General features: G+C 37.4%; 21 protein-coding genes and 1 riboswitch. Of the genes, 16 read left to right on the top strand and 5 right to left on the bottom strand.

What is annotated here, in order from left to right; translation table 11 throughout:
• The first annotated feature begins 24 nt into the window (after positions 1–24).
• Complete coding sequence (locus A5819_RS08255) at positions 25–591, top strand: TIGR00730 family Rossman fold protein (RefSeq protein ID WP_086278261.1); 567 nt, start codon at positions 25–27, stop codon at positions 589–591.
• A gap of 65 nt (positions 592–656) precedes the next feature.
• On the opposite strand, the gene A5819_RS08260 is transcribed toward A5819_RS08255, so the two are convergent.
• The 3 genes from A5819_RS08260 to A5819_RS08275 all read right to left on the bottom strand — a co-directional run bounded on the left by A5819_RS08260 (position 657) and on the right by A5819_RS08275 (position 5,199).
• Positions 657–1,397: an amino acid ABC transporter ATP-binding protein gene (locus A5819_RS08260; protein ID WP_086278263.1), complete on the bottom strand. Its 741-nt coding sequence runs from the start codon at positions 1,395–1,397 to the stop codon at positions 657–659.
• Positions 1,398–1,409: 12 nt separating this feature from the next.
• Positions 1,410–2,996, bottom strand: a complete 1,587-nt coding sequence (locus A5819_RS08265) for an ABC transporter permease subunit (protein ID WP_086278264.1) — start codon at positions 2,994–2,996, stop codon at positions 1,410–1,412.
• Between the two features lie 243 nt (positions 2,997–3,239).
• Positions 3,240–3,411: riboswitch (Lysine riboswitch) on the bottom strand.
• Positions 3,412–3,630: 219 nt separating this feature from the next.
• Positions 3,631–5,199 carry an Ig-like domain-containing protein gene (locus A5819_RS08275; RefSeq protein WP_086278268.1) on the bottom strand — a complete coding sequence of 523 codons (1,569 nt, stop codon included), beginning with the start codon at positions 5,197–5,199 and terminating at the stop codon, positions 3,631–3,633.
• Between the two features lie 262 nt (positions 5,200–5,461).
• On the opposite strand from A5819_RS08275, the gene A5819_RS08280 reads away from it, so the two are divergent.
• Entirely contained in the window at positions 5,462–5,935 is a 474-nt protein-coding gene (locus A5819_RS08280; protein ID WP_086278270.1) for a MarR family winged helix-turn-helix transcriptional regulator, read from the top strand.
• A gap of 134 nt (positions 5,936–6,069) precedes the next feature.
• Positions 6,070–7,314 carry an MFS transporter gene (locus tag A5819_RS08285; protein ID WP_086278271.1) on the top strand — a complete coding sequence of 415 codons (1,245 nt, stop codon included), beginning with the start codon at positions 6,070–6,072 and terminating at the stop codon, positions 7,312–7,314.
• Positions 7,315–7,450: 136 nt separating this feature from the next.
• Here A5819_RS08285 and A5819_RS08290 read toward each other — a convergent pair whose 3' ends face one another.
• Together A5819_RS08290 and A5819_RS08295 are read right to left on the bottom strand one after the other, a co-directional pair.
• Positions 7,451–9,226: an ABC transporter ATP-binding protein gene (locus A5819_RS08290; RefSeq protein ID WP_176271457.1), complete on the bottom strand. Its 1,776-nt coding sequence runs from the start codon at positions 9,224–9,226 to the stop codon at positions 7,451–7,453.
• A complete protein-coding gene (locus A5819_RS08295) occupies positions 9,226–10,968 on the bottom strand; it encodes an ABC transporter ATP-binding protein (protein ID WP_086278275.1) in 1,743 nt (580 codons plus the stop codon). Before A5819_RS08295 ends, A5819_RS08290 begins: the two co-directional genes overlap by 1 nt.
• A 98-nt stretch (positions 10,969–11,066) precedes the next feature.
• Between A5819_RS08295 and A5819_RS08300 the strand changes: the two genes are divergently transcribed.
• From A5819_RS08300 to A5819_RS08355, 13 genes are all read left to right on the top strand, one after another.
• Positions 11,067–11,834, top strand: a complete 768-nt coding sequence (locus A5819_RS08300) for a MerR family transcriptional regulator (RefSeq protein WP_086278277.1) — start codon at positions 11,067–11,069, stop codon at positions 11,832–11,834.
• Positions 11,835–11,907: 73 nt separating this feature from the next.
• Positions 11,908–12,240, top strand: coding sequence for a thioredoxin family protein (locus A5819_RS08305; RefSeq protein ID WP_086278278.1), 333 nt, complete (start codon positions 11,908–11,910; stop codon positions 12,238–12,240).
• Between the two features lie 217 nt (positions 12,241–12,457).
• Positions 12,458–13,294, top strand: a complete 837-nt coding sequence (gene licT, locus A5819_RS08310; RefSeq protein WP_086278280.1) for a BglG family transcription antiterminator LicT — start codon at positions 12,458–12,460, stop codon at positions 13,292–13,294.
• A gap of 108 nt (positions 13,295–13,402) precedes the next feature.
• Complete coding sequence (locus A5819_RS08315; protein ID WP_086278283.1) at positions 13,403–15,283, top strand: beta-glucoside-specific PTS transporter subunit IIABC; 1,881 nt, start codon at positions 13,403–13,405, stop codon at positions 15,281–15,283.
• Positions 15,280–16,704, top strand: coding sequence for a 6-phospho-beta-glucosidase (locus tag A5819_RS08320; protein ID WP_086278284.1), 1,425 nt, complete (start codon positions 15,280–15,282; stop codon positions 16,702–16,704). Before A5819_RS08315 ends, A5819_RS08320 begins: the two co-directional genes overlap by 4 nt.
• Positions 16,705–16,814: 110 nt before the next feature.
• Positions 16,815–18,155 (top strand): metallophosphoesterase, encoded by a 1,341-nt coding sequence (locus A5819_RS08325; protein WP_176271388.1) that lies wholly within the window; start codon positions 16,815–16,817, stop codon positions 18,153–18,155.
• A 258-nt stretch (positions 18,156–18,413) separates the two neighbouring features.
• Positions 18,414–18,560 (top strand): hypothetical protein, encoded by a 147-nt coding sequence (locus A5819_RS19230; RefSeq protein ID WP_176271389.1) that lies wholly within the window; start codon positions 18,414–18,416, stop codon positions 18,558–18,560.
• Positions 18,561–19,015: 455 nt separating this feature from the next.
• Positions 19,016–19,747: a GntR family transcriptional regulator gene (locus A5819_RS08330; RefSeq protein ID WP_086278287.1), complete on the top strand. Its 732-nt coding sequence runs from the start codon at positions 19,016–19,018 to the stop codon at positions 19,745–19,747.
• 11 nt (positions 19,748–19,758) lie between these two features.
• Complete coding sequence (locus A5819_RS08335; protein ID WP_086278289.1) at positions 19,759–20,931, top strand: SIS domain-containing protein; 1,173 nt, start codon at positions 19,759–19,761, stop codon at positions 20,929–20,931.
• A 22-nt stretch (positions 20,932–20,953) separates the two neighbouring features.
• Complete coding sequence (lacD, locus tag A5819_RS08340; RefSeq protein ID WP_086279669.1) at positions 20,954–21,949, top strand: tagatose-bisphosphate aldolase; 996 nt, start codon at positions 20,954–20,956, stop codon at positions 21,947–21,949.
• A 15-nt stretch (positions 21,950–21,964) separates the two neighbouring features.
• Positions 21,965–22,906, top strand: a complete 942-nt coding sequence (locus A5819_RS08345) for a hexose kinase (RefSeq protein ID WP_086278290.1) — start codon at positions 21,965–21,967, stop codon at positions 22,904–22,906.
• A 32-nt stretch (positions 22,907–22,938) separates the two neighbouring features.
• Positions 22,939–24,753 carry a beta-galactosidase family protein gene (locus A5819_RS08350; RefSeq protein ID WP_176271391.1) on the top strand — a complete coding sequence of 605 codons (1,815 nt, stop codon included), beginning with the start codon at positions 22,939–22,941 and terminating at the stop codon, positions 24,751–24,753.
• Positions 24,750–25,229, top strand: coding sequence for a PTS system mannose/fructose/N-acetylgalactosamine-transporter subunit IIB (locus A5819_RS08355; protein WP_086278294.1), 480 nt, complete (start codon positions 24,750–24,752; stop codon positions 25,227–25,229). Before A5819_RS08350 ends, A5819_RS08355 begins: the two co-directional genes overlap by 4 nt.
• Positions 25,230–25,238: the final 9 nt, after the last annotated feature.

The raw sequence follows: 25,238 nt of genomic DNA on the forward strand, positions 1-25,238 counted from the left end.
TGAGCAAGAACAGGTGGGATTTTTATGAAAAGAATGGCAGTTTATTGTGGTGCTAGTAAAGGAACTAAAGCAGTGTATGAAGAGCGAACGAAGGAATTAGGGCAATGGATGACCGTTCATGATTATGACCTTGTTTATGGTGGTGGAAATGTTGGCTTGATGGGGATTTTAGCAGATCACGTTATTGAAACTGGCGGTCAAGTTATTGGTGTAATGCCGTCCTTTCTAATAGATCGGGAATTGGCTCATCAAGCCATTACTGAAATGCACATTGTTAGTGATATGCATGAGAGAAAACGAAAAATGATCGATTTAGCTGACTGCTATCTTGCTTTACCTGGTGGACCAGGCACTTTAGAAGAAATCACGGAAGTCGTTTCTTGGGGCCGAGTTGGGGAGCATCAAAATCCCTGTATCTTTTTTAATGTCGATGGCTACTACGATTTAGTAGCAGAGTTTTTTGATAAGATGGTGACAGATGGGTTCTTGACTAAGGAAGATCGAGCAAAGATCTGTTTCTCGGATTCGTTAGAGGAAATAAATGATTTTATAGATACGTTTACACCACCGATGATTAGAAAATATAAATAAAAAAACTCTTATGAACGTTTGCTGTTCATAAGGTTTTTTTCTCTATATTTAAAGTAATGATTGATTTAAGTTTTAGACAAAATACGGTGTAAAAATTCTTTCGTCCGTTCTTCTTTTGGATGAACAAAGATATCGTCAGATGTACCTTCTTCAGCGATTACACCTTTATCCATAAAGATTACACGATCAGAAACTTCTTTAGCAAACTCCATTTCGTGTGTTACGATGATCATCGTTAAACCAGTATGAGCTAAGTCTTTCATTGTTTTTAACACCTCACCCACCATCTCAGGATCAAGTGCTGAGGTCGGTTCGTCGAATAACATGACATCAGGATTCATTGATAACGCACGGGCGATTGCGACACGTTGTTTTTGCCCACCGGAAAGTTGTGATGGTTTTGCATCAATAAAGCGCTCCATTCCAACTTTTTCAAGATTTTCTAAAGCTGTTTTTCTCGCTTCTTCTTTGTTGCGTTTCAGTACAGTGATTTGTCCGGATGTGCAATTTTCTAAAACATTCATATTGTTGAATAGGTTGAATGATTGAAACACCATTCCTAAATGAGTGCGATATTTTGGCAAGTTGTAACCACGTTCTAAGACATTTTCACCATTATAAATAATTTTTCCGCCAGTTGGTTTTTCTAGTAAGTTGATACAACGTAAAAGCGTTGATTTACCGGAACCAGAAGAACCGATGATCGTAACAACTTCACCTTTATTTACTGTGACATTGATATCTTTTAAGACTTCATTTTCACCGAAGCTTTTTCTTAGATGTTCAACTTCAATAATTTGATTCATCTTGTTCTCCTCCTAGCTTTCTTTTAGATTTTCTGCTTCTTCTAATTTTACATAAGCAGAAGGACCGTCCATTTTCTTTTCAACAACGCGTAAGATACGTGTGATGGCATAGGTCATGATCAAATACATGATGCCCACGATCGTAAAGGTTTGGAAGAATTGGAAGTTTGCACCAGATGCAGAGTTCCCTTGGAAGAATAAGTCAGCTACTCCGATAACACTCAAGACAGCTGTATCTTTAATATTAATGACAAATTCATTTCCAGTTGCTGGTAAAATATTTCGTAAGACTTGAGGAACAACAACTTTCCGCATTGTTTGACCATGAGTCATTCCAATTGCTTGGGCTGCTTCAAATTGACCTTGATCAACCGCAAAAATCCCGCCACGGACGATTTCAGACATATACGCTCCAGTATTGATCGAAACGATAAACAAGGCTGCAACGGTTCGATCTAAAGAAATCCCAAAGGCTAAAGCTAAACCATAGAAGATAACCATTGCTTGAACCATCATCGGTGTACCACGGAAAACTTCGATATAAATAGAAAGCAAGGCATTTCCCAATTTTTGGAAGAAGCGTTTCACTTTATTTTCAGATTCAGGAATCGTGCGGACAACACCGATCAATAATCCTAAAGTCGTACCGACAACTGTTCCAATCAGCGCGATAAATAGAGTCAAACCGGCACCTCGTAAGAACATACCACCATATTGATCCCAAATGTTCTTGAAGTCAGCTAAAACGCCTGTTTTTTCGCTATCACTTGTTTCTGCGGCTGGCTGATCTTTGACTGCTTGATCCATGATCTTTGTTCGTTCTTCTGGTGAGATACCAGATAAAATTTGATTTACTTTACTGATTTCAGGATCCGCTTTGCGCATACCAACTGCAATTTGAACATCTTCAGCATTTGTTTGGAAGCCGTTTTCTTTAGAAAATTCAAGCATTTCTAAATCATTGTTCACACTTGTAGCAGTGACACCTTCAGGACGTTCACTCACATAACCGTCAATCATACCAGAAGCTAAGGCGGTTCTCATCGCTGAAAAGTTATCCATTGCTTGTTGTTTACTGACACCAGGAATTTGATCGATCACACTATAATGGAAGGTATTTAACTGTGCTGTAATTTTCGCGCCAGATAAATCTTTCAAATTTTTAGCATCTGCGAATTTCCCTTTTTTTTGAACGACTACAACTAATTGAGATTCATAATAAGGATCGGTAAAATCGATTTCTTTGCGCCGTTCAGCTGTTGGGCTCATTCCGGCGATAATTGCATCAATTTTGCCAGATTGTAAGGCAGGTGCTAGGCCATCCCATTTTGTTTGGACGATCACTAGTTTTTTATCGAGACCATCTGCAATTTTTTTAGCGATTTGCACATCATAACCGCCGGCGTAAGAAGAATTGCTTTGAATGGGCACGGCTCCGTTTGCATCGGTTTTTTGCGACCAGTTGAACGGTGCATAGCCTGCTTCCATACCGACACGGAATTCACCATTTGTGTTTTCTGCTTGGCTGAAGACTGGGGCACAGAAAATACTTAGAATAAATGCTACTAGCAAGCCAAGTGAAAATGTTTTTTTGTTCATGTTTGTCTTCCTTTCTTTTCCATCACTGAATTTGTTCTACTATAATTTAGTTTAGAGGTTGGGACTGAAGCGTTTAATCCCGAGAAATAAGAAAGAATTCACGAGAATTGCTCTCCAAATTTTTGTGAATTCTGGCTTATTTTCGAAGGGATTGCTTCTGCTCCCGCCGTTTATCCAGACCTTTTACGCAAAAAAACAACTATGCAAAATGCATAGCTGCCTACTATCGTCAGGTACTCTCAACAAAAACATAGCGCAACTTAGCATCACTACTAAGACAGTCCGCAAGTTGTTCGCTTGCGTCCCAACACATAACAGGGAGGCTGTTATGCATTTCGGCGATTGTTCCTAGACTTGTTTCAAAGTGTCCTCTCACTCCACAAGCTTAATAAAAATCGCAACCTCTACCTCGATTTGAGGTACTATTTAATTATTAGATTCAAGTACAAAGTGTACGTTAAGTGAGCGGAAAAGTCAATATTTTGCTTGGAAAGACTAGCGATTTCTAACTGTTTTACAATAGTTTGTTAAAAAAGTAAAAGAGCGAGGCAAAACTAATGATCTGTTTTGCTTCGCTCTCTAAATTCGAATAACTATTTTTGTCTTGAACACTTAAAAATTTTATGTTAAAGTTTTATCTTTTTTCAACGAAGAAATAATCCTTTACGATTTTAGGATTTTTCTTGTCGACATACATTATAACGATTTTACTATCCGTTAATTGTCTGTCAGTATCGATTGTGTAATAAAATTGTGTGAATGGTTTTCCTAGTGTAATGGCTTGGACATTATAAATGCCAGTTCCACCGTTGAAATCAAATTCACCGATTTTTAAATCGTATAAAGCGTTAGGTTTTTTTAAATGGAATAGAATATGAGTGAGTTTGTCAGTATTAGAGACTACTTCACGAGTTTCTTTCATTTCTTGCTTAGAAAAATGCGAACCGGTTCTAGCTGGGAAAGGTAAGTCAGCTGGGTTTAATTTTTCCTTGACTGTAACCGTAATGCGTTTTTCGATATCACCAAAATTAGTTACAGAAAGAATCGAGATTTCTGTAGAGCCAAGTTTTTTACCTGTAATTGTTCCATTATCATCAATATAAACAATAGATACATCATCTGAGATCCAGAATAGTTCTTTATCAGTTGCATTCGTTGGTAAAACAGAAGCGTTCAGTTTCATTGATTCACCTAGGTATAACGCTACATTTTCTTGATCAACCACGATTTCTTTAGGAGCAACTTCGTTTACAGTAACTTCAACATGTTCTGCGATTTTTCCGTCAGCTGTTGTTGCAGAAATCCATGTAGAACTAGGATTTACGGCTGTGATATGACCAGTATTATCAACAGTAACGATATCCTCATCCTCCGTTTCCCAGTGTAATTGCTTGTTGGTTGTATTCTCTGGTAAAACAGAAGCTTTAAGGGTCATAGAGTCCCCAGCATTTAGTTCGATAGCGTCTTTTTCAATGACAATTTCTTTAGGTGCTATCTCAATAGGAGTGCTTGCTTCACCAATATGTTCTAAAATGAAATCAATTTTTTCAGAATTTAATTTAACACCCACATTTCGATTACCACCGCCAGCAGAATGGACAACGATTATTTGATGCTTGTCATTAAATACGGAAGAACCAGATTGACCGCCGAAAGTATCAAAGTCGTAATCAATTAGGCTATTTGTTTGTTTTCCAATGATTTTACCTTTCGCTTCCCATTGGGTTCCCCATGTTTTATCCCCTAGATAACCTGTACTCGACACATTGTCTCCAATCGTTACTGTATCTGTTAAGATAATTGGTTTTTGTTTAACAATATCGCCAATTCCCTTACCATCATTTGGTTCCAAAGTAAGTACTGCTACGTCATCACTTGTACTTGAAGTCGTTAAATAATGTTTAAAGATATGAACTTCTTTAATTTGGAATTTTCCATAAGGAAGAGTTGCGCCGTTTCTTCCGGGAATAACATAGTTAGAATCTGTATTTGGATTGTCTTTAATACCAGATACAACATGAGCAGCTGTTAGTACAGTGTTTTTTCCGATAACAGAGCCCGAACCGAGAGCGCCATTTGCACCAATAAAGACAGTACTTTGATAAGGCATGGCTGTAGTGTCAGTGATTTGAACACGATCATCGTTACCAATGACGGAACGAGATTCTACTGCGGATACAGATTCAGGACCTAAGCTAACCAACGTTGCCCCCAGCAAAAAATACCAATTAAACCTAATTTTAAATTTTTCAAGATAGTAATTCCTTTCCTTTTTTGAATTCGCAGTCTACTGTTTATAAAATAGTAGATGTGGAAAGTATAATATGATTTTAAAAAAATGGCAATAAAGAAATAAATTTGTTATAAAATCGTTATTTAAAAAGTAGTTCGTATGATTGTTGAAATAGAAACAATAACTCTTTATACTGTAAATAGAAATGATCCAGCAGACAGGGGTGTAGAAAATGAACAAAAAAGAGCAAACAATTAGTGAATTTAGGGCATTATTTAATAAATTGATCTGGTTGAATAAACTTAAGATGGAAGAGGCTCTTAAAGAATACAAACCTTCGGAGGTCCACTGCATAGAATACATTGGGAAAAATGCTGATCCCAACGTAACGAAACTTGCAGAAGCCTTTTACATGACAAGAGGAGCTATCAGTAAAATAACGAAAAAACTGATAAAAAAAGAGCTAATTGAAAGTTATCAAAAAGCTGAGAATAAAAAAGAAATTTACTTTAGATTAACGAGGAAAGGTCAGTCAGTTTTTGATATTCATGAAAAAGTGCATAATGAATTTCAAAAACGTGACAACACGGTATTTGAACAAGTAACGGAAGAGCAATATGATAATATGTTGGCATTCATTGAAAATTACAGTAAACATTTAGATGAAGAAATGAAAAAACAAGGACTAGAAAATAAAGCTAAATAAATTTTGAATAAAAGTAGAACAAGATAAGCAACCTGACTCTATTATGAGGAGGTTGTTTTTTTGTTGACAAGGAAACTAAAAAAAGTTAAAATATTTATGTTTCTTAGGAAACTAAAAAACTAGGAGAACTATCAATGTTTAAATTTAAATCAAAAAAGAGACAGACTGAAGAGCAAACTATGAATAAACATGCCTTACTTTTCGGATTGATTTCTGTATTTCTGATCGGAATCAGTTTTAGTATCATAACGCCAGTTATACCGTTTTTAGTAGAACCTTATATTCGGAATACTAGTAATCAAGCTACCGTCGTGACGCTTTTGGTTTCAGTCTATGCCTTATGTATGTTTTTTTCAGCGCCTATTCTTGGTGCGTTAAGCGATAAATTCGGTCGACGACCATTATTGCTAATTAGTCTTTTAGGATCGGCCCTCGGTTTCTTAATTTTGGGTATCGGGGGAGCTTTATGGGTTTTGTTTGTTGGACGAATCATTGAAGGAATCACTGGTGGAAGTATCAGTACAATCTTTGCTTATTTCGCTGATATCACGCCAAGAGCGCAACGCACAAAATATTTTGGCTGGATAAGTGCAATTACTGGTGTAGGAACAGTAATGGGACCGGCATTGGGTGGTGTGTTGGCAGCTGAATTTGGACATGCTGCGCCGCTGTACTTCGGTGCGATGATCACCGTTCTCAATGTTGTGTATGGTTTTTTCTTTATGCCTGAAAGCCTTGATAAGGATAAACGACTAAAAGAAATTACGTTTGCTAGATTAGATCCTTTCCGTCAGCTATTTAGTGTGCTATCAATGAAAAATTTAAATAGAATACTCATTTCAGCATTTTTACTGTGGCTTCCTAATGGTTCACTGCAAGCGATCTTGTCACAATTTACGATTGATACATTTAATTTAAAGCCCGCACTGATTGGTTTGATTTTTTCGATCATGGGCATTCAAGATATTCTAACCCAAGGATTGATCATGCCAAAACTGTTACTTAGATTCAGCGATAAGCAAATTATGCTTCTTGGAATGCTGTCTGAAGTCATCGGTTATGGCTTGATCGCTGGCTCTGCTTTGCTGACTTCCTATCTTTTATTTATCATTGGGTTGTTTATCTTTGGATTTGGCGATTCGATTTTTGGACCTGCTTTCAATGGAATGGTTTCAAAATCTGCTGATTCAACTGAACAAGGAAGGGTTCAAGGTGGTAGTCAATCTATTCAGTCTTTGGCGCGAATCGTCGGACCAGTTATTGGCGGACAGCTTTATATAACTGTTGGATCGGCTGCGCCAGCGTTTATGGGGATGTTGTTGATCGCGATCTCAATAGTTGTCTTGAGTAAAATGAAGGACGACTGTGTAGACTATTAATTCGACTCAACTAACTTTTTTCTTATACTGATGGGATAGATTAAAACGATCAATTATAAAGTTAAACGCTTTTAGTTAGTAATACAAAAAGGCTATCTCAAATAAATCAGATAGCCTTTTTTCTGTATAAACTTATTTAAGTCTGTTGAAACTGACTATTATATAAATCAGCATACAACGAAGGTTTCGCCAACAATTCTTGGTGATTCCCTTTTTCCACGATATCTCCGTCTTTCATCACTAAAATCAAATCCGCACTTTCAATCGTAGACAAACGGTGAGCAATCACAAAACTGGTTCGGTTATTCGTCACTTCATCCATCGCTTTTTGGATGTGAGCTTCTGTTCTAGTATCCACACTGGATGTTGCTTCATCTAAAATAACCACAGGAGGATTTGCTAAAATGATTCTAGCAATCGTCAATAGTTGTTGCTGACCTTGTGACAGCGAGCCATTCTCGCTTGAAATAATCGAATCATAACCATTTGGCAGAGTCCGAATAAAGTGATCACATTGGGCAATTTTAGCCGATTCGATGACTTCTTCTCGTGTTGCGTCCATGCGCCCATATGCGATATTCTCCGCAATTGTTCCTTCAAATAACCATGTATTTTGTAAAACCATTCCAAACATTTCGCGTAAATTTGTTCTTGAAAGATCTGTAATATCCACACCGTCAAAGGTGATACGACCATTATTTAACTCATAAAAGCGCATCAGTAAATTTACTAATGTCGTTTTACCTGCACCAGTTGGTCCAACGATTGCCACCATTTGTTTTGGTTTAACCGTGAAATCGACTTGCTTCATCAATATTTTTTCTTTTGTATAACCAAACTGAACGTTATCAAAAGCAATTGCACCAGATGGTTGATCGATGCTTTGCAAGTTCTTTTTTTCTGGAATGTCATCTTCTGCATCTAAAATCTCAAAGATGCGATCAACAGCTGCTAATGCTGCTTGAATGGAGTTGATAACATATGATGCTGTGGAAATTGGTTCAGAAACTTGATTGATATATTGCAGATAAGCTTGCAGTAAACCGATTGTGATCCCACCTTGTAAAACTAAGAATGCTCCGATGATCGCACTGACGATAAATGCTAATTGATTGATCAAACGAATTGCTGGATAAATCGCAAAGTTCATAAATTGAGCACTTAAAAAGGCTTTGTAGTGCTTTTGATTTGTTTGAGAGATGACGTCTTTTGCATGATTTTGTTGATTGAAGGTTTTCGTCACTAAATTCCCAGATAAAAACTCTTCAGTTTTGTTGTTCAAAATCCCAAGTTCAGCCTGACTTGCTTCAGCCAGTTTCTTATTTTTATTAGCAATTTTGCCTGTTAAGAATGAGCTTCCAGTAATTAGGACAATGACGATCAGGGTTAGTTTTACATCAATATAGAACAGCATGATCCCAGCAAAGACGATCGTTGAGATCGATGTAAAGAATTGATTGATCCCAGTTAAGAAAACTTGTGATAATTGGTTTAAGCTAGTTGTTGTTCGGCTAAGAATATCCCCTACTTGATGTTGATCAAAAAAGGCCATTGGTAATGATTTAAATTTCTTCGTGACTTCTTTTCTGACTCTTAAGGTGATCCTTTCGCTTAAAGCGGCCATCACACGTTCTTGAATGTAAGACATCAAACTACTGATGATTGAAAAGACAATCAGAATCAAAACAGGTGTCAATAAAGCATCTTGAACTAGGGAAAATGTAATATGACCGACTCCATGAGTTTTAATCAATGTAAGCAAATCGTCAATAGCAATCCCCATAATGAAAGGCATAGCAATAACTAAGGCATTGCCGACTAAACTACACAGAATCAAGCCCAGAAATATCGGACGTTCAGGTCGAATCAATTGAAAGAATCGTTTTAATGTTTGTTTATTTAATTTTTCCATCATGACTGTGCTCCTTTCATGATAATCCCTTGTGAGCGGGCAAACTCTTGGTATGTTTTATTCTGTTGTAACAGTTGACTATGTGTTCCTTGACCTACGATTCTGCCTTCATCTAAAACGATAATCGTATCAGCTTGTTGGATCGTACTTAATCGTTGAGCAACAATCAGCAAGGTTTTATCGGACATTTCTTCTTTTAATGCGAGTCTTAATGCAGCATCCGTTTTATAATCAAGCGCTGAAAAACTATCGTCAAAAATATAAATATCCGCAGGTTTGATCAAGGCACGGGCAATACACAAACGTTGTCTTTGACCGCCAGAGAAGTTGGTTCCGCCTTGTGCAACAAATGAATCATAACCATCTTCTAATGTAGCAAGGTAAGAAGAGAGTTGAGAAATTTCAGCTGCTCGATCCATATCTTCTTTTGTTGCTTCAGGATAGCCCATCAATAAATTACTCTTAATCGTTCCGCTAAATAGAAAGGCTTTTTGAGGAACGTAACTGATTTTAGAACGTAGCTCATCTTGTGTAACATTTCTGATATCAATACCATCAAATAAAATAGCTCCCTCAGAGACATCGTTAAGTCTTAACAGTAATTTGGCAACTGTACTCTTACCAGAACCTGTACCACCAACGATTGCGGTCGTTTTTCCTTTGGGAATACTAAAATGGATATCCTCTAAAACGGGTTCATCCGCTTGATCATAACTGAAGGTTACGTGATTTAAATCGATCAAGGCATCTTGTGGTTCCGTTTCTTCAAGTAAAACAGGTTGATCAGTATCAAGAATTTGGTCTTGGGTATTTAAAATTTCTTCAATTCTTTTTACTGAAGCAAGGGATCTAGGTAACATGACTAACACCATTGCTGCGATCATTAAGTAAGCAAGTGTCAGTAAAGAATACTCAACGACGGCAGAAACCGTCCCAATTTGCAAGGTACCAAGTGCTACGAAGTTTCCACCAAACCATAAGATAGAAGAAAACACCACACCCATTAATAAGAAGGCAACTGGTGTAATAAACGCGAAAATACTGTTTACGCGGATCATCCCGTTTGCATAGTCAGAAAATGTTTTATTTGTTCGCTCTTCTTCATATTCTTGATTGTTAAAAGCTCGAATCATATTGATCCCAGTGAAAAATTCACGTAATGTCACAATGATCCTATCCATTTTAGGTTGGATCAATAATGAAAGAGGCGTTCCTTTTTTCATCAAGATATAGACGATCAATCCAAAAGCTGAGATGGCAATTAGTGGTACTAAAGCCAATGTCGCTGAATAAGTGTACGTCATATAAAGTGAGAAAATCGCAATAATCGGTGCAGGTAAAATGAGTTGTAGAAACAAGACAATCATTTGTTGAATATTATCAACGTCATTCGTCATTCTTGTTAGTAGGGAACCTGTCCCAAAATGATCTGCATCTTTGATAGAAAATGTTTGAAGTTTGGCAAAAAACATTTCCCGAGTTTCCAACCCAAATTTTGCGGCTACTTTAGCAGAAAGATAGCTTCCAGCAATTGCTGAGAGCGCACCAAATAAAGCCATTGCGAGCATTTTAAGGCCGATCATTTTAATGGATTGTTGATCGCCGCTGGCAATCCCAACATCGATCAATTGTGCTACGAGTAACGGTACACCAAGTGTTCCGATAATTTGTAAACATAAACAAAGAACTGTCGCTAAAATAAGTGTCAGATTCTTTTTAATGAAAAACTGAATGATTCTCATTTAAATTCCTCCTTTTCAAGACTCAAAAGGAATTCTACACCTTAAAGTTACTTGAATGTCAATGTTTTTTGTTTATAATTAAAATCAGAGGTGAGCATATGGAAAAAGAGAAGTTATTAACTGTAGGACAAGTGGCTGAAATCATGAATTTACCCAAGTCGAAGATTCGCTATTGGGACGATATGAATCTGCTGACATCGTCTAGAAATAGACAAAATGGCTATCGGCTTTTTGATATGGAGGATATTTTGACAATCAGTGATATTGATTTTTACCGGAGACTCGATATACCCATTAATAAAATGACTAATCTCTATCGCAAATCGCCAGAGGAATTATGGACGATATTAGATGAAACTCAAACACGCGTTGCATCAGAATTAGCTGAATTAGAGAAAAAACAGCAAGGGATCAAGCATAGGAAAGATCAACTGTTGAGTTTGATAGAACTAAAAGAAAAAGAATTTCTTGATGAGCCATTAGATGTAGAACGAATCATTCCAATTGATTTAAAAGATCCCAATGAATTGCAGACATACATTGATAATCCTTCAAGCTTAGTTGTTTATATCGAGAAAGGACATGAAAAAGAAATTACTTACGGATTTGCTGTGACGACGAAAGAATTTGTCAAAGAAATGACGATTTGGCAACAACCAGAGCAACCAAACTACTCGTATAAACAATTTCTACTTACGATCAAGTCCGACAATCCTTTAGAAAATAATTTTGAGTCAATGAAAGAGAAATTGGAGAAAAAAGGCTATCATACTGGGGCGATGGTTGGGCGTTATATCATGACAGCTGAAGACCAGGATGGATTTTATAGAGATTATTATAAAGCTTGGATCGAAGTAGATAAGTAATGTTGGGCATAAAAATCGTAAACTTGCTGAGAAGATGCTATGATTTAGCCAATAACAAAAGGGTGACTAGACTATGAAAAAATTACAAACAATTCAAGAGGTAATAACCTTTGTCAATGAAAATCAGCTTGCTTTTTTATACGTTTCACAAGAAAACTGTTCAGTGTGTCATGCGCTCAGACCTAAATTGACTGAGCTATTAAAAAACTATTCTAAAATCGAATTAAGAGAAGTTGAAGCGGATAAAGTCAAAGCGATTTCCGCTGAATATCTAATTTTTTCAGCACCAACTTTACTATTTTTCGTTGATGGAAAAGAGTATCTTCGTGAAGGAAAGTTTGTTCAGTTTAAAAAATTAACTGACGCAATCGAGCAAATCTATTCATTTGAAGAGAATAAGATATAGTTTAAACTCAGTAAGAATAAGCAGTTGAGTGTTATGTGAGGAGACTTGTAATCAAAATGTAAGCGTACTATTGACAAAGAAAATAAGACGTTGTATACTTTGGTCAACGGATCGTTACTGGTTAAGCAGGCGTGACCTCTCACATTACTTTTTTGGTGATGTTTGATATGGTCAGGTCTTTTTTCTTTTTTCAAGTTAAGAACAGGAGATAATTGCAATGAAAATACTGAAAGTTTTTAATAATAATGTTTCTTTGATCTTAAATGATGATAGTGTTGAAGAAATCATTATGGGCAAAGGCGTCGGTTTCAACAAGCGTGAAGGTGACGTGATCGATCCTGTCTTGATTGAAAAAAGATTTGTTCTAGAAGGTAACAATTCCGTCAGCAATTTAGATAATCTACTTGCAAGAATCGACATTGAAGATATTGAACTGGCCAGTGATATTATTCAATTAGGTGAAACTGAATTAAAGCAAGCAATCGATGATTCCATATTGCTGACATTATCCGATCATATCGGCTTTGTCCTAAATCGTGCGGCAGAGGGTTTACAAATGCGCTCGCCACTAGAATGGGACATTAAACAAATTTATACAAAAGAATATGCATTTGCGTTGAAAGCCGTTCAAATGATGCGGGAGAAAACGGGCATTGAGATTCCTGACCAAGAAGCTGCTTTTATTACCCTTCATTTTGTAAATGCTTATAATTCTACTAGCAGTATGAACGAAACCATGCTGACAACCAAAATCATTCAAAGCATTATCGATATCATTAAATACCATTATGGCAAAGAATATGATGAAACTTCTTATGATTTTACTCGTTTCATCACCCATATTCGTTATTTTGTCAAAAGGCAGTTGGACAAAGAAGTATCGTCAAATGAGGATTCGTCCTTGATCAATCTGATCGCTGTCAAATACGAACAAGATTATCAATGTGCAGTCAAAATCAAAGCATTTTTGGCACAACAATATGATTGGACGATTTCCAATGATGAATTGATGTACCTAACACTTCACTTAAATCGCTTATCAAGCAATCAATAGGATCGTTACTGTTGGATCAGGCGTGACCTAAGAAAAACACTTAGTCTATAAGTGTTTTTCTTAGGTCATTTTTTTCTGAAAAATGAATCAAAGAGAGGAATTACTATCATGCGTTATGAAGAAGAAAGTAAAAAAATCATTGAACTTGTCGGCGGCAAGTCGAATATCAATAGTTTAGTTCATTGTGCGACACGTTTAAGATTTAGCTTGAAAAATACGAAAAAAGCGGACAAAGAATCATTAGAGAAGTTGCCCTATGTGATGTCAGTTGTGAATAGCGGTGGACAATATCAAGTCGTGATCGGTAGTAAAGTCCCAGATTATTATGCAGCGATTCAGTCGCTCGCTGATTTAAACGAAGATGCACCTAAAACAGAGAAGAAACTAAGCTTCAATTATGTGTTCGAAGTGATTTCTGGGGCCTTTTCACCGCTGATTCCAGCAATGGCTGGATCTGGAATGATCAAAGCAGTTTTGACGATTTTAGTTGAAATGAAATTATTAGCTGATACTAGTTCAACTTATATGGTCCTAAGTGCGGCAAGTAATGCAATCTTTTATTTCTTACCTGTTTTTCTAGGGATCACATTAACGAAAAAAATCGGTGGGAATATGTATGTTGGTGGTGTAATTGGTGCGGCCTTGCTGGAACCGTCATTTACTGGAATGATTGGTCAGGAAAAGCTTGATTTTCTAGGAATCAATTTAAATGTTGTCGATTACGCAACAACGATTTTCCCGATTTTTGTAGCAATTTTCATTTATTCATTCGTGGATAAATTCTTACGTAAAATTATTTTTAGAGACCTTCAATTATTCTCTGTTCCAATGTTTAGCTTAATGATCATGGTTCCCTTGACAGCATTGCTTTTCGGCCCATTTGGAACTGTTATCGGAGATGCGTTATCCCAAGGGGTAATGTGGTTGATCGGTAAAAGTGCGTTGCTTTCAGGGATCGTTTTAGGTGGCGGAATGCCATTTATGGTTATGTTTGGTTTGCATTGGGGCTTTTCACCAATCACACTGGAAAACTTGACGGTGATGGGTGGCGATCCAATCGAAGGTATGGCTGTTGCAGCTGTATTTGCACAAATCGGGATTGCAATTGGGTTCTATTTAAAATCTAAAAAACATTCTAAAATGAAAGCTTTAGCTGGACCATTGGCGTTGACAGGTTTATTTGCAGGTGTAACAGAACCAATTGTATATGGTTTGATTTTAAGATATAAACGCTTATTACCGATCGTTGCGATTTCAGGTGCGATTGGTGGCGCAATTTGTGGTGTGACAGGTGTGACCATGAATGCCTATGTATTCCATAATATTTTTTCTATTCCAGTTTATACACCAAAAATCGGCTATTTCATTGGCGTCGGTTCTGCTTTGATTGCAGGAGCTGTATTAACGTATTTCTTCGGTGTTAAAGAAGACGAAATGACTGATTTCTTGCCTGAAACAGATCAAGGAGAAGATGATTTTCAAGAAACAGTAACAGAGGTACAAGAGAATCCAGAAACAACTGTCTATGCGCCGCTTGCAGGGACTGTGATTCCTTTGAAAGAAGTAGATGATGATGTATTTTCTAGTGAAATTGCTGGGAAAGGTGTGGCTATTATCCCGACTGCTGATAAAGTTGTGGCACCATTCGATGGAACAGTTGTCGCCATTTTCCCATCAAAACATGCGATTGGGTTAAAATCAACTAGCGGTAGCGAGTTATTGATTCATATCGGAATTAATACAGTGAACTTAAATGGCGAACATTTTGAAACGAAAGTTGCAATGGGAGATACGATCACACGTGGCCAAACATTATTAGTTTTCGATCGTGAAAAGATCGAGCAAGCAGGTTATGCGATGACATCGCCAGTTATTTTAACAGACGCACCAAGTATGGAATCATTGAATATTATCAATGATAGCGATAAAGTGACACCAGAAACAAAATTATTTGTTGTTGGAACGAGCAAGGAGGCTGACGGTCAATGAGAAACGATTTTCTATGGGGCGGCGCAGTTGCGGCTCATCAAGTAGAAGGCGGTTTTAATCAAGGCGGCAAAGGAATCAGTATTGCAGATGTCATGACGGCGGGGTCAAAAGATCATGCTAGAGAAATTACTGACGGAGTTATTGAAGGAAAGTTTTATCCTAACCATGAAGCGATCGATTTTTATGGGAACTATAAAGCAGATGTCCAACTCTTTGCAGAAATGGGCTTTAAATGTCTAAGAACCAGTATTGCTTGGACAAGAATTTTTCCAAATGGCGATGAGCAAGAACCAAATGAAGCAGGGTTAGCTTTTTATGATGATCTATTTGATGAATTATTGAAATACGGAATCGAGCCTGTGATTACGTTGTCACACTTTGAGATGCCCTATTATTTAGTTAAACACTATGGTGGTTGGCGTAGCCGCGAATTGGTCGGCTTTTTCACTACATTTGCTGTGACTGTGATGGAGCGTTATAAAGATAAGGTAAAATACTGGATGACGTTCAATGAAATCAATAACCAACGAATCTTAGAAAATCCGATTTACTCATTTACCAACTCAGGTATTCTTTATCAAGAAGGCGAAGACAAATTAAAAACGATGTATCAAGCTGCACATTATCAATTTGTAGCAGGAGCGATAACGGTTGCTGAAGGAAAGAAAATCAATCCTGATTTCCAAATTGGCTGTATGTTAGCCGCAACACCAAACTATCCGTTGACGAGTGATCCAGAAGATATTATCGCTGCCCAACAAGAAGATGAAAAGCAACTGTTTTTCACCGATGTCCAAGTTAGAGGTAACTACCCTCGCTGGGCAATCAAAGAGTGGGAAAGAAATGGCTATCAAATGGATATCACTGAGGAAGATTTACAAATACTAAAAGCTGGAACAGTTGATTATATCGGTATCAGCTACTATTTAAGTAATACGATCTCAACACGTCCGGAAGCCGTACGTTTAGAAGACGACTTACTTGGAGACAGCTCTCTTGTAGAAAATCCTTATGTAAGCATGACAGAGTGGGGGTGGTCGATCGATCCGGCTGGATTGCGCCACTATTTAAATCTTTTAAGTAATCGTTATGAACGTCCAATTTTTATCGTGGAAAATGGATTTGGGTATGCAGATAAACTGGTAGAAGATCAAATCCATGATGTGGAACGAATCGACTTTCTTAATCAACATATCAAAGAAATGAAAAAAGCCATTGAGATAGATGGTGTAGATGTGTTAGGATACACTGTTTGGGGCTGTATTGATCCTATTTCATTCACCACTGGGGAAATGCGGAAACGTTATGGTTTTATTTATGTGGATCGTGACAATCAAGGAAACGGTTCACTAAAACGCATTAAAAAAGATTCTTTTGAATGGTATAAACACTTGATCCAGACAAATGGAGCCGAAATATAAAAAAATAACAGCATCTCTCATCGTATTTTAGTAAAATAGATACGGTGAGAGCTTTTTTGCCTAGAAAAGCATAGAATAGAGTGGAATGAATTAGAATGGGGAATGGAACCATGAAAAAAGTAATAGGCTTGATTATCGGTGCTGTCGTTGTGATTGCGCTTGCTTTAAATTATTTTGGTGAGAGTAAAGAAAAAACAGTGAAACCATTAATGGAAAAAGAAACTGTTGAATTTTGGGTCGTGAGTGATCCGCATTATCTCGATAAAAGTTTGACTGATTCGGGTACTGCCTATCAAAATATCAAGCAGACTGCAGCAGGTAAAGAGTTGGATTATCAAGAAGAAAGCTGGCAAGCATTTATCGACAAAGCGATAGAACAACAACCAGATATGCTGATTATTACTGGTGATTTGACCTTAAATGGGGAAAAAGCTAGCGCAGAAAAACTGGCAGAATTACTTAAACAATTAACGAATAACGGGATCAACGCTTTTGTCATCCCGGGCAATCATGATATCAATGATGGATGGGCGAGAAAATTCGTTGGCGCTAAACAAGAGAAAACAGAAGCCGTATCAATTGCTGATTTTAAAGAAATATTTGCAGAAAATGGCTATCAAAATGCAACGAGTTATGATAAACACTCATTGAGTTATTCTGTAGCCGTGAATCCAACGTATAATTTTCTGTTTCTTGATTCTAATATTTATCCTGACGATAACCAACCTCAAACAAGACCTGTAACAGGGGGAACGATTCGTGGCAAAACGATGAGTTGGGTCAAGCAACAATTAGCAGAAGCAAAGGAAACGAATAAAAAAACGCTTGTCTTTTTACATCATAATATCTATGTCCATAACAAATTATTATCCAGTGGCTTTGTCCTTAATAATGCGGACGAGTTCAAACAACTCTTGGCAGAATATCAAGTACCCGTTGTCTTTTCAGGACACATACATGCACAAGATATCATGACAGAAACAGTCGAGAATGACAGCTTGACTGAAATTGTCTCTGGTTCATTTTCGATCACACCGCAAAGCTATGGTATAGTCAAATTGAGTAAAGATTCATTCGAGTATCAAAAGAAAGAAAATGATGTAGATACATGGGCACGAGAAAAAAATATCACAACCCCGCAAGTTAGAAACTACCAAGAATATATCAAAAATATTTTTATGGAAGATGGCAAACGGCTAGCCTATGCCCAACTAATCGATAGTGGTATGACGAATGAAGCACAAATGGATATAGCGGCTGAGTTTGTAGGAACAGTAAACATCCGCTTCTTCTCTGGAAATGATTACAGTTCAGAGGAAGAAGTTGAAAAACTTAAACAAGAAAAAGGCTATCAGATCATCGCAGAGAATAGCAAGTTTTTGAAAGAATACATTGATTCGATCATTCAAGATACAAATGAAGAGGACAATCGATTGAATAAATCTTTTTAAATAACCTAGAAGAGGCCAAAATAAAAGTGTCTAGATCCAAGAACCAAGTCCTTCAATTCTAAGTGTCTTCAGCACTTAGAGATTGATGAGATCGAAACGTAGTGTAGTAGGCACTGTGTAATATCGACTCGTAATAAGGAGGAGCTGCTTTTTCCTCGCTGTTTATTCGAAGTTAGAGAGCTGGACAAAACTGATCTTGAGTTTTGCTTAGCTCTCTTTTTATTGATGGTTTTTGGGAAAGAAAAAAAGAGGTAAGAGATGACCAAGATAGAAGCCGCTCTTCGGAAACCAGTAGTTAAGCAAGGTGACAATGGTTGTTTCGAGGTTACAATCGGCATTGGCTGGTCTGTAGACGGAATAGTGGGTTTTATCACCTATGATTCATACGGAGAATTCCGCTTTTAAGGAACTCGTTGCAACTTAAGATAAATTGTTGGATGGCTAACCCCCATTTTATCGCCTATTTCCTGAATACTCATGTTGTCATAAAACACCGTCACTATAAGCTTTCGAGTATCTCATTTAAGTTTTTTATGTGAACCCATCAAAATCAATCCTAGTAGTTTGCTAATCTAAACTCATTTTACTAGAAAATTTTGATGGACTCATTGTTGCAATTACTATTACAACTCAGCATATAAATGAGCTAACTGGTATTACATTTAAGGGAGTTTTTTTAAAAAAATGGTTTCTAAATTAAAAAGAGTTATTTTTTTTAAAAGTGTCATGGTCTATAAATGTTGTTATGACAAAGATAAATAGATATGGAAATATTTCTTATTCCTTTTTATTGACAAACGAAAAAAAACCACCGTAATATTGGCTTGTGGTTATAACCAGTTAAAATAAAGGAGAAACTTATGGAAAATGCCTTTAAAAACAAAGCTTTGTATCATCAACTTGTTGATTTACTGCAGGAACGAATCGAAACAGTCATGATTCCCCATGACAAGTTGCCCTCTGAACGTGAATTAACTGCACAATATGGGGTAAGTCGGACGACGGTCCGGTTAGCGCTACAAGAACTAGAAAATAGAGGTTCCATCTATCGTCGTCATGGCAAAGGAACATTTGTTTCAGATATAAAAAAAGAGGCCGCTGATTTAGCTGGCGCATATAGTTTTACAGAACAAATGAAGAGTCTTGGTCGAAAACCACACACTCGCATCTTATCGTTTGAAAAATTGGAAGCGGATAAATTTATTTGTCAGCATCTCAACCTTTCATTAGGAGAAGCAGTATTTAAATTAAGTCGACTACGGATTGCTGATAGAGAGCCTTTAATGGTAGAAGACACTTATTTGCCAGTGAAATTTTTCTTATCACTCACAGATCAATTATTGCGTAGCAAACCATTATATGACCTGTTTTCGGAAGATTTTAATCAAACCATTCGTTTAGCAGATGAAGAGTTATACGCGAGTATTGCTTCGAAAGAAGATGCGAAACTATTGATGATTCCAGAAGGAGCACCAGTACTTCATTTAGCACGACAGACGTATAACATGAAAAATGAAATTATTGAATTTACGTTGAGTGTGGCGCGAGCAGATCAGTTTCATTATCAGATACGCCATATTCGGAATAGTTAGGAGAGTTAAGTATGTTTACAGCAGAAAAAGAAGAACTAGAACAGCTAGGAGCGGAAATTACTACCCGTGAAATTCGTCAGCAACCAGAGCTTTGGCAAGAGACCGTGACACTTTATCGTAAAAATCAAGCCATTTTGGAAAACTTTTTAAAAGAAGTCCAAGCCAGAGCAGAAGGAAAACGTACGAGAGTCATTTTTACAGGAGCAGGGACTTCCCAATATGTAGGTGATACCGTTGTTCCTTATTTACGAGCACATGGGGACACACAGGCGTTTACATTTGAAAGTATCGGGACAACAGATATTGTTGCCAAACCAGAAGATTATCTGATTAAAGAAGAACCAACGTTGTTAGTTTCGCTTGCTAGAAGTGGGAATAGTCCTGAAAGCTTAACTGCAGTGGAAGTAGCAAATCAAGTAGTTGAGACGATTCATCATTTAGCCATTACTTGTGCAGAAGAAGGACAGTTGGCACAACGGGGTCAAAAAGAAGATAATAGCTTTTTATTCTTAATGCCGAAACGTTCAAATGATGGTGGTTTTGCGATGACTGGTAGTTTTTCTTGCATGACCTTGGGTACGTTATTACTCTTTGATCAAACAGCCTTCGAACAAAAACAAGAATATGTAAGCGTTCTGATGGAATTAGGTGAAGAAGTTTTATCTCGTGAAGAAGAGTTGAACAAAATTGTTAATCTTGGTTTTGAGCGTATTGTTTATGTTGGTTCTGGAAGTTTAGCTGGTTTGACAAGAGAAGCTCAACTGAAAATTTTAGAATTAACGGCAGGAAAAGTTGCAACAATTTTTGACTCATCAATGGGCTTCCGTCATGGTCCGAAATCATTTATTAATGAAAAAACCATTATGTTTGGCTTTGTTAATAATGTGCCTTACACAAGAGATTATGATTTGGACATTTTAGAAGAAGTTCACAGTGACGAAATAGCAGCTGGCGTCTTTGCGATTGCTCAACCTGGAAAACGTAATTTCTCAGGTCCAACCATTGAATATTCAGCGGAAACAGCTTTATTACCAGATGGCTATTTAGCATTAGCAGATATCATGGTAGCACAAACAGTCGCACTATTAACATCTATTAAGGTGGGAAATAAACCGGATACCCCTTCACCGACAGGTACAGTGAATCGTGTGGTTAAAGGAGTAACGATTTATGACTATAAATGATACGACATTTGGAGGAGAAACTATGCTTACGTTAACAGCGGGAAAAAAAGCGGCAATGGATAGTTTATCAACGCATGAAGGAATCATTAGCGCGTTAGCAATTGATCAACGAGGTGCGTTGAAAAAAATGATTAAAGCGCTAGATGTAGAGCCAACTGATGCACAAATTGAAACGTTTAAAGAATTAGTCTCAAAAGAAATGACACCGTATGCTTCAGCAATTTTATTAGATCCAGAATATGGGTTGCCTGCTGCTAAAGCACGTGATACTGAGTCGGGGTTGTTACTCGCTTATGAAAAGACAGGATACGATGCAACTACTCCTGGACGATTGCCCGATTTACTAGCAGACTGGTCTGTTTTACGCTTGAAAGAAGAAGGCGCAGATGCTATTAAGTTTCTACTATACTATGACGTGGATGAGGATCCAGAAATTAATCATCAAAAACACGTGTTTATTGAACGCTTAGGTAGTGAATGTGCAGGAGAAGACCTACCATTTTACTTGGAATTAGTTTCTTATGATGCGCAGATAGCAGATGCTATTTCTTTGGAATATGCAAAAGTTAAACCACATAAAGTGAATGAAATGATGAAAGAATTTTCCAAACCACAATATAAAGTAGATGTATTGAAAGTGGAAGTACCAGTCAATATGAATTATGTAGAAGGTTTTGCGACTGGTGAAACAGCATATACAAAAGAGAAAGCGGCTAATTATTTCTTAGAACAAAGTCAAGCCACTCATTTACCATTTATCTTTTTAAGTGCCGGTGTTTCAACTGCTTTATTCCAAGAAACATTACGTTTTGCTAAAGAAGCAGGTTCAACATTTAATGGTGTTTTATGTGGCCGTGCAACATGGAAAAATGGGGTGAAACCTTTTGTTGAAGCAGATGAAACCGCAGCCTGTGATTGGTTGAAAACAGAAGGAAGAGAAAATATTGAAAGTTTAAATGAAGTCATCGCAGCAACAGCCAGCTCTTGGCATGCGAAAGTTCAAGTAAACGAAGGGTAATTGGGAGGCATAGCTGTGATAGTAACAGTAACGATGAATCCGTCAATTGACATCTCCTATCTATTAGGCCATCTAAACCTTGATACCGTTAACCGGACCAGTCAGGTAACGAAAACACCTGGTGGTAAAGGATTAAATGTCACTCGTGTCATTCATGATCTAGGAGGAGATGTTACAGCTACCGGCGTTCTCGGTGGTTTTCATGGGGCTTTTATTGCTAGCGAATTAAAGAAAGCAAACATCACCCAAGCATTTACATCAATCAAAGAAGAAACGCGTGATTCGATTGCTATTTTGCATGAGGGCAATCAAACTGAAATTTTAGAAGCTGGGCCGATTGTTTCCAAAGAAGAAATAACCGCCTTCCTTGAAAACTTCGATCAATTAATTAAGCAAGCAGAAATTGTCACAATTTCTGGAAGTTTAGCCAAAGGATTACCACAACATTTTTATCAAGAATTAGTTCAAAAAGCACAAATACAAGAGGTTAAAGTGTTGCTAGATACGTCTGGTGAAAGTTTAAGGCAAGCTCTTCAAGGGCCATGGAAACCGTATCTAATTAAACCCAACTTAGAGGAACTCGAAGGATTGCTAGAGCAAAACTTTTCAGAAAGTCCATTAACAGCTGTGCAAAAGGCCTTAACAAACCCAATGTTTATTGGAATTGAATGGATTGTAGTGTCTTTAGGAAAAGAAGGAGCAATTGCAAAACATCACGATCAGTTTTACCGTGTAAAAATTCCGACGATTCAAGCAACGAACCCTGTTGGTTCAGGAGATGCAACCATTGCTGGTTTCGCATATGGCCTGGCCAAGAATGTATCAGCCACTGAACTATTAAAATGGGGAATGGCTGCAGGAATGGCCAATGCCCAAGAAAGAATGACAGGGCATGTGAACGTAGGTAACGTGAACAAACATATTATGAACGTACAAGTAGTCGAAATTGCTAAATAAAGAGGTATCTTTATTTAGCAATTATCCAACGATTGAAAGCGTTTGCTAGGAAGGGTGGAAATGTGGACAGATTTGAAATTAAAGAGGAGTTTTTTTTAAATGATCAACCTTTTAAAATTTTATCAGGAGCCATTCATTATTTTCGTGTAGATCCCTCAGATTGGTATCATTCACTTTATAACTTGAAAGCTTTGGGCTTCAATACAGTTGAGACATATGTACCATGGAATTTGCATGAACCGCAAAAAGGTGCGTTTCATTTTGAGGGAATATTAGATTTGGAGCGTTTTTTAAAATTAGCACAGGACCTTGGGTTATATGCGATTGTTCGGCCTTCTCCTTATATTTGTGCAGAATGGGAATTTGGCGGTTTTCCAGCATGGCTATTGAATGAATCTGGACGGATGCGTTCGAATGATCCGATATATCTGAAACATGTTGCAGAGTATTATGATGTTTTAATGGAAAAAATTGTTCCTCATCAACTTGCTAACGTTGGCAATATTCTAATGATTCAAATCGAAAACGAATACGGTTCATTCGGCGAAGAAAAAGCTTATTTACGGGCGGTTCGTGATTTGATGATTGCGCGTGGAGTGACAGCGCCATTCTTCACTTCTGATGGGCCATGGCGCGCAACCTTGCGAGCAGGCAGCATGATTGAAGATGATATTTTAGTAACAGGGAACTTTGGCTCAAAAGCCAAAGAAAATTTTGGGCTGATGCAAGCATTTTTTGAAGAACATGGCAAAAAATGGCCGTTAATGTGTATGGAATTTTGGGATGGCTGGTTTAATCGTTGGAAAGAGCCAATTATTAAACGAGATCCGCAAGAACTGGCTGAATCGGTTAGAGAAGCGCTAGCATTAGGCAGCATCAACTTGTATATGTTTCATGGTGGGACTAATTTTGGCTTTATGAATGGTTGCTCCGCACGAGGAACAATTGATTTACCACAAATCACTTCCTATGACTATGATGCACTACTTGATGAACAAGGGAATCCAACAGAAAAGTATTTTGCGTTACAAAAAATGCTTCACGAGGAATATCCCACATTGCCACAAGCTGAGCCACTAGTTAAAGAATCTTTTGAGCAAAAGTCAATTCCTTTAGCAAACAAAGTGAATTTGTTTGCAACCTTAGAAACTATTAGTCAGCCAGTGGTCAGCGTTTATCCGCAAACAATGGAACAACTAGGACAAAGTACCGGCTATCTTCTTTACCGAACAAGCATTGAAAAAGATACCGCAGAAGAAAAGTTAAGAGTGATTGATGGTCGTGATCGTCTACAATTATTTGTCAATCAGACACTTCAAGCAACGCAATATCAAACGGAAATAGGCGAAGAAATTTACGTTACACTTCCGCAAGAGAATAATCAAATCGATGTTTTAATGGAAAATATGGGTCGCGTCAATTACGGGCATAAACTATTTGCAGATACTCAGAAAAAAGGGATTCGAACAGGTGTCATGGGGGATTTACATTTTATTACTCAATGGCAGCAGTATTGTTTACCCATGACAAGCTGTGAACAGGTGAATTACTCAAAAGAATGGCAACCTGATCAACCGAGCTTTTACCAATATCATGTGGAGTTAGCAGAAGTCAAAGATACATTTATTGATGTTTCTAAATTCGGCAAAGGGATTGTTTTTGTTAACCAAACCAATCTTGGTCGTTTCTGGAATGTTGGCCCAACGCTTTCCTTATATATTCCAAAAGGATTATTAAAAGAAGGAAAAAATGAGATCGTCATTTTTGAAACAGAAGGAACATACCAACCAGAAATTCAGTTAGTAAAAGAACCGCTATATAAAGAAATGAAAGAGGGATTACAATGAGTATTATTGGCGTAAGAGTTGATGGACGTTTGATTCATGGACAAGTAGCAAATTTATGGACGACAAAATTGAATATTTCCAGAATTATGGTCGTTGATGATGAGGTTGCAGGGAATGCAATTGAAAAAAGTGGGTTAAAATTAGCGACACCTGCTGGCGTGAAATTAAGCGTGCTACCAGTTGAAAAGGCTGCTCAAAATATTTTAGCAGGAAAATATGATTCACAACGTTTACTAATCGTGGTGCGTAAGCCAGATCGTTTATTAAAACTAGTAGAACTTGGAGCACCAATTAAAGAAATCAATGTTGGTAACATGTCTCAAACAAACGAAACACGGTCGATTACCAAGTCGATCAATGTGGTAGATCAAGACATTGAGGTCTTTAAAGAGTTAAATAATAGAGGCGTGCATTTGACTGCCCAAATGGTGCCAAGTGACAAAGCTGAAGACTTTATGAGTTTGATAACAAAATAGGAGGGAACA

Source organism: Enterococcus sp. 7E2_DIV0204, assembly GCF_002140855.1.
Classification (GTDB): domain Bacteria; phylum Bacillota; class Bacilli; order Lactobacillales; family Enterococcaceae; genus Enterococcus_L; species Enterococcus_L lemimoniae.

What these genes read in the sequence shown, in the direction of transcription:
- A5819_RS08290 (WP_176271457.1), bottom strand. Translation starts at nt 9,226, where the DNA reads ATGGAAAAATTAAATAAACAAACATTAAAACGATTCTTTCAATTGATT.
- A5819_RS19230 (WP_176271389.1), top strand. Translation starts at nt 18,414, where the DNA reads ATGACCAAGATAGAAGCCGCTCTTCGGAAACCAGTAGTTAAGCAAGGT.
- A5819_RS08355 (WP_086278294.1), top strand. Translation starts at nt 24,750, where the DNA reads ATGAGTATTATTGGCGTAAGAGTTGATGGACGTTTGATTCATGGACAA.
- A5819_RS08315 (WP_086278283.1), top strand. Translation starts at nt 13,403, where the DNA reads ATGCGTTATGAAGAAGAAAGTAAAAAAATCATTGAACTTGTCGGCGGC.
- A5819_RS08265 (WP_086278264.1), bottom strand. Translation starts at nt 2,996, where the DNA reads ATGAACAAAAAAACATTTTCACTTGGCTTGCTAGTAGCATTTATTCTA.
- A5819_RS08335 (WP_086278289.1), top strand. Translation starts at nt 19,759, where the DNA reads ATGTTTACAGCAGAAAAAGAAGAACTAGAACAGCTAGGAGCGGAAATT.
- A5819_RS08325 (WP_176271388.1), top strand. Translation starts at nt 16,815, where the DNA reads ATGAAAAAAGTAATAGGCTTGATTATCGGTGCTGTCGTTGTGATTGCG.
- A5819_RS08300 (WP_086278277.1), top strand. Translation starts at nt 11,067, where the DNA reads ATGGAAAAAGAGAAGTTATTAACTGTAGGACAAGTGGCTGAAATCATG.
- A5819_RS08260 (WP_086278263.1), bottom strand. Translation starts at nt 1,397, where the DNA reads ATGAATCAAATTATTGAAGTTGAACATCTAAGAAAAAGCTTCGGTGAA.
- A5819_RS08295 (WP_086278275.1), bottom strand. Translation starts at nt 10,968, where the DNA reads ATGAGAATCATTCAGTTTTTCATTAAAAAGAATCTGACACTTATTTTA.
- A5819_RS08305 (WP_086278278.1), top strand. Translation starts at nt 11,908, where the DNA reads ATGAAAAAATTACAAACAATTCAAGAGGTAATAACCTTTGTCAATGAA.
- A5819_RS08255 (WP_086278261.1), top strand. Translation starts at nt 25, where the DNA reads ATGAAAAGAATGGCAGTTTATTGTGGTGCTAGTAAAGGAACTAAAGCA.
- A5819_RS08285 (WP_086278271.1), top strand. Translation starts at nt 6,070, where the DNA reads ATGTTTAAATTTAAATCAAAAAAGAGACAGACTGAAGAGCAAACTATG.
- lacD (WP_086279669.1), top strand. Translation starts at nt 20,954, where the DNA reads ATGCTTACGTTAACAGCGGGAAAAAAAGCGGCAATGGATAGTTTATCA.
- A5819_RS08320 (WP_086278284.1), top strand. Translation starts at nt 15,280, where the DNA reads ATGAGAAACGATTTTCTATGGGGCGGCGCAGTTGCGGCTCATCAAGTA.
- A5819_RS08330 (WP_086278287.1), top strand. Translation starts at nt 19,016, where the DNA reads ATGGAAAATGCCTTTAAAAACAAAGCTTTGTATCATCAACTTGTTGAT.
- A5819_RS08280 (WP_086278270.1), top strand. Translation starts at nt 5,462, where the DNA reads ATGAACAAAAAAGAGCAAACAATTAGTGAATTTAGGGCATTATTTAAT.
- licT (WP_086278280.1), top strand. Translation starts at nt 12,458, where the DNA reads ATGAAAATACTGAAAGTTTTTAATAATAATGTTTCTTTGATCTTAAAT.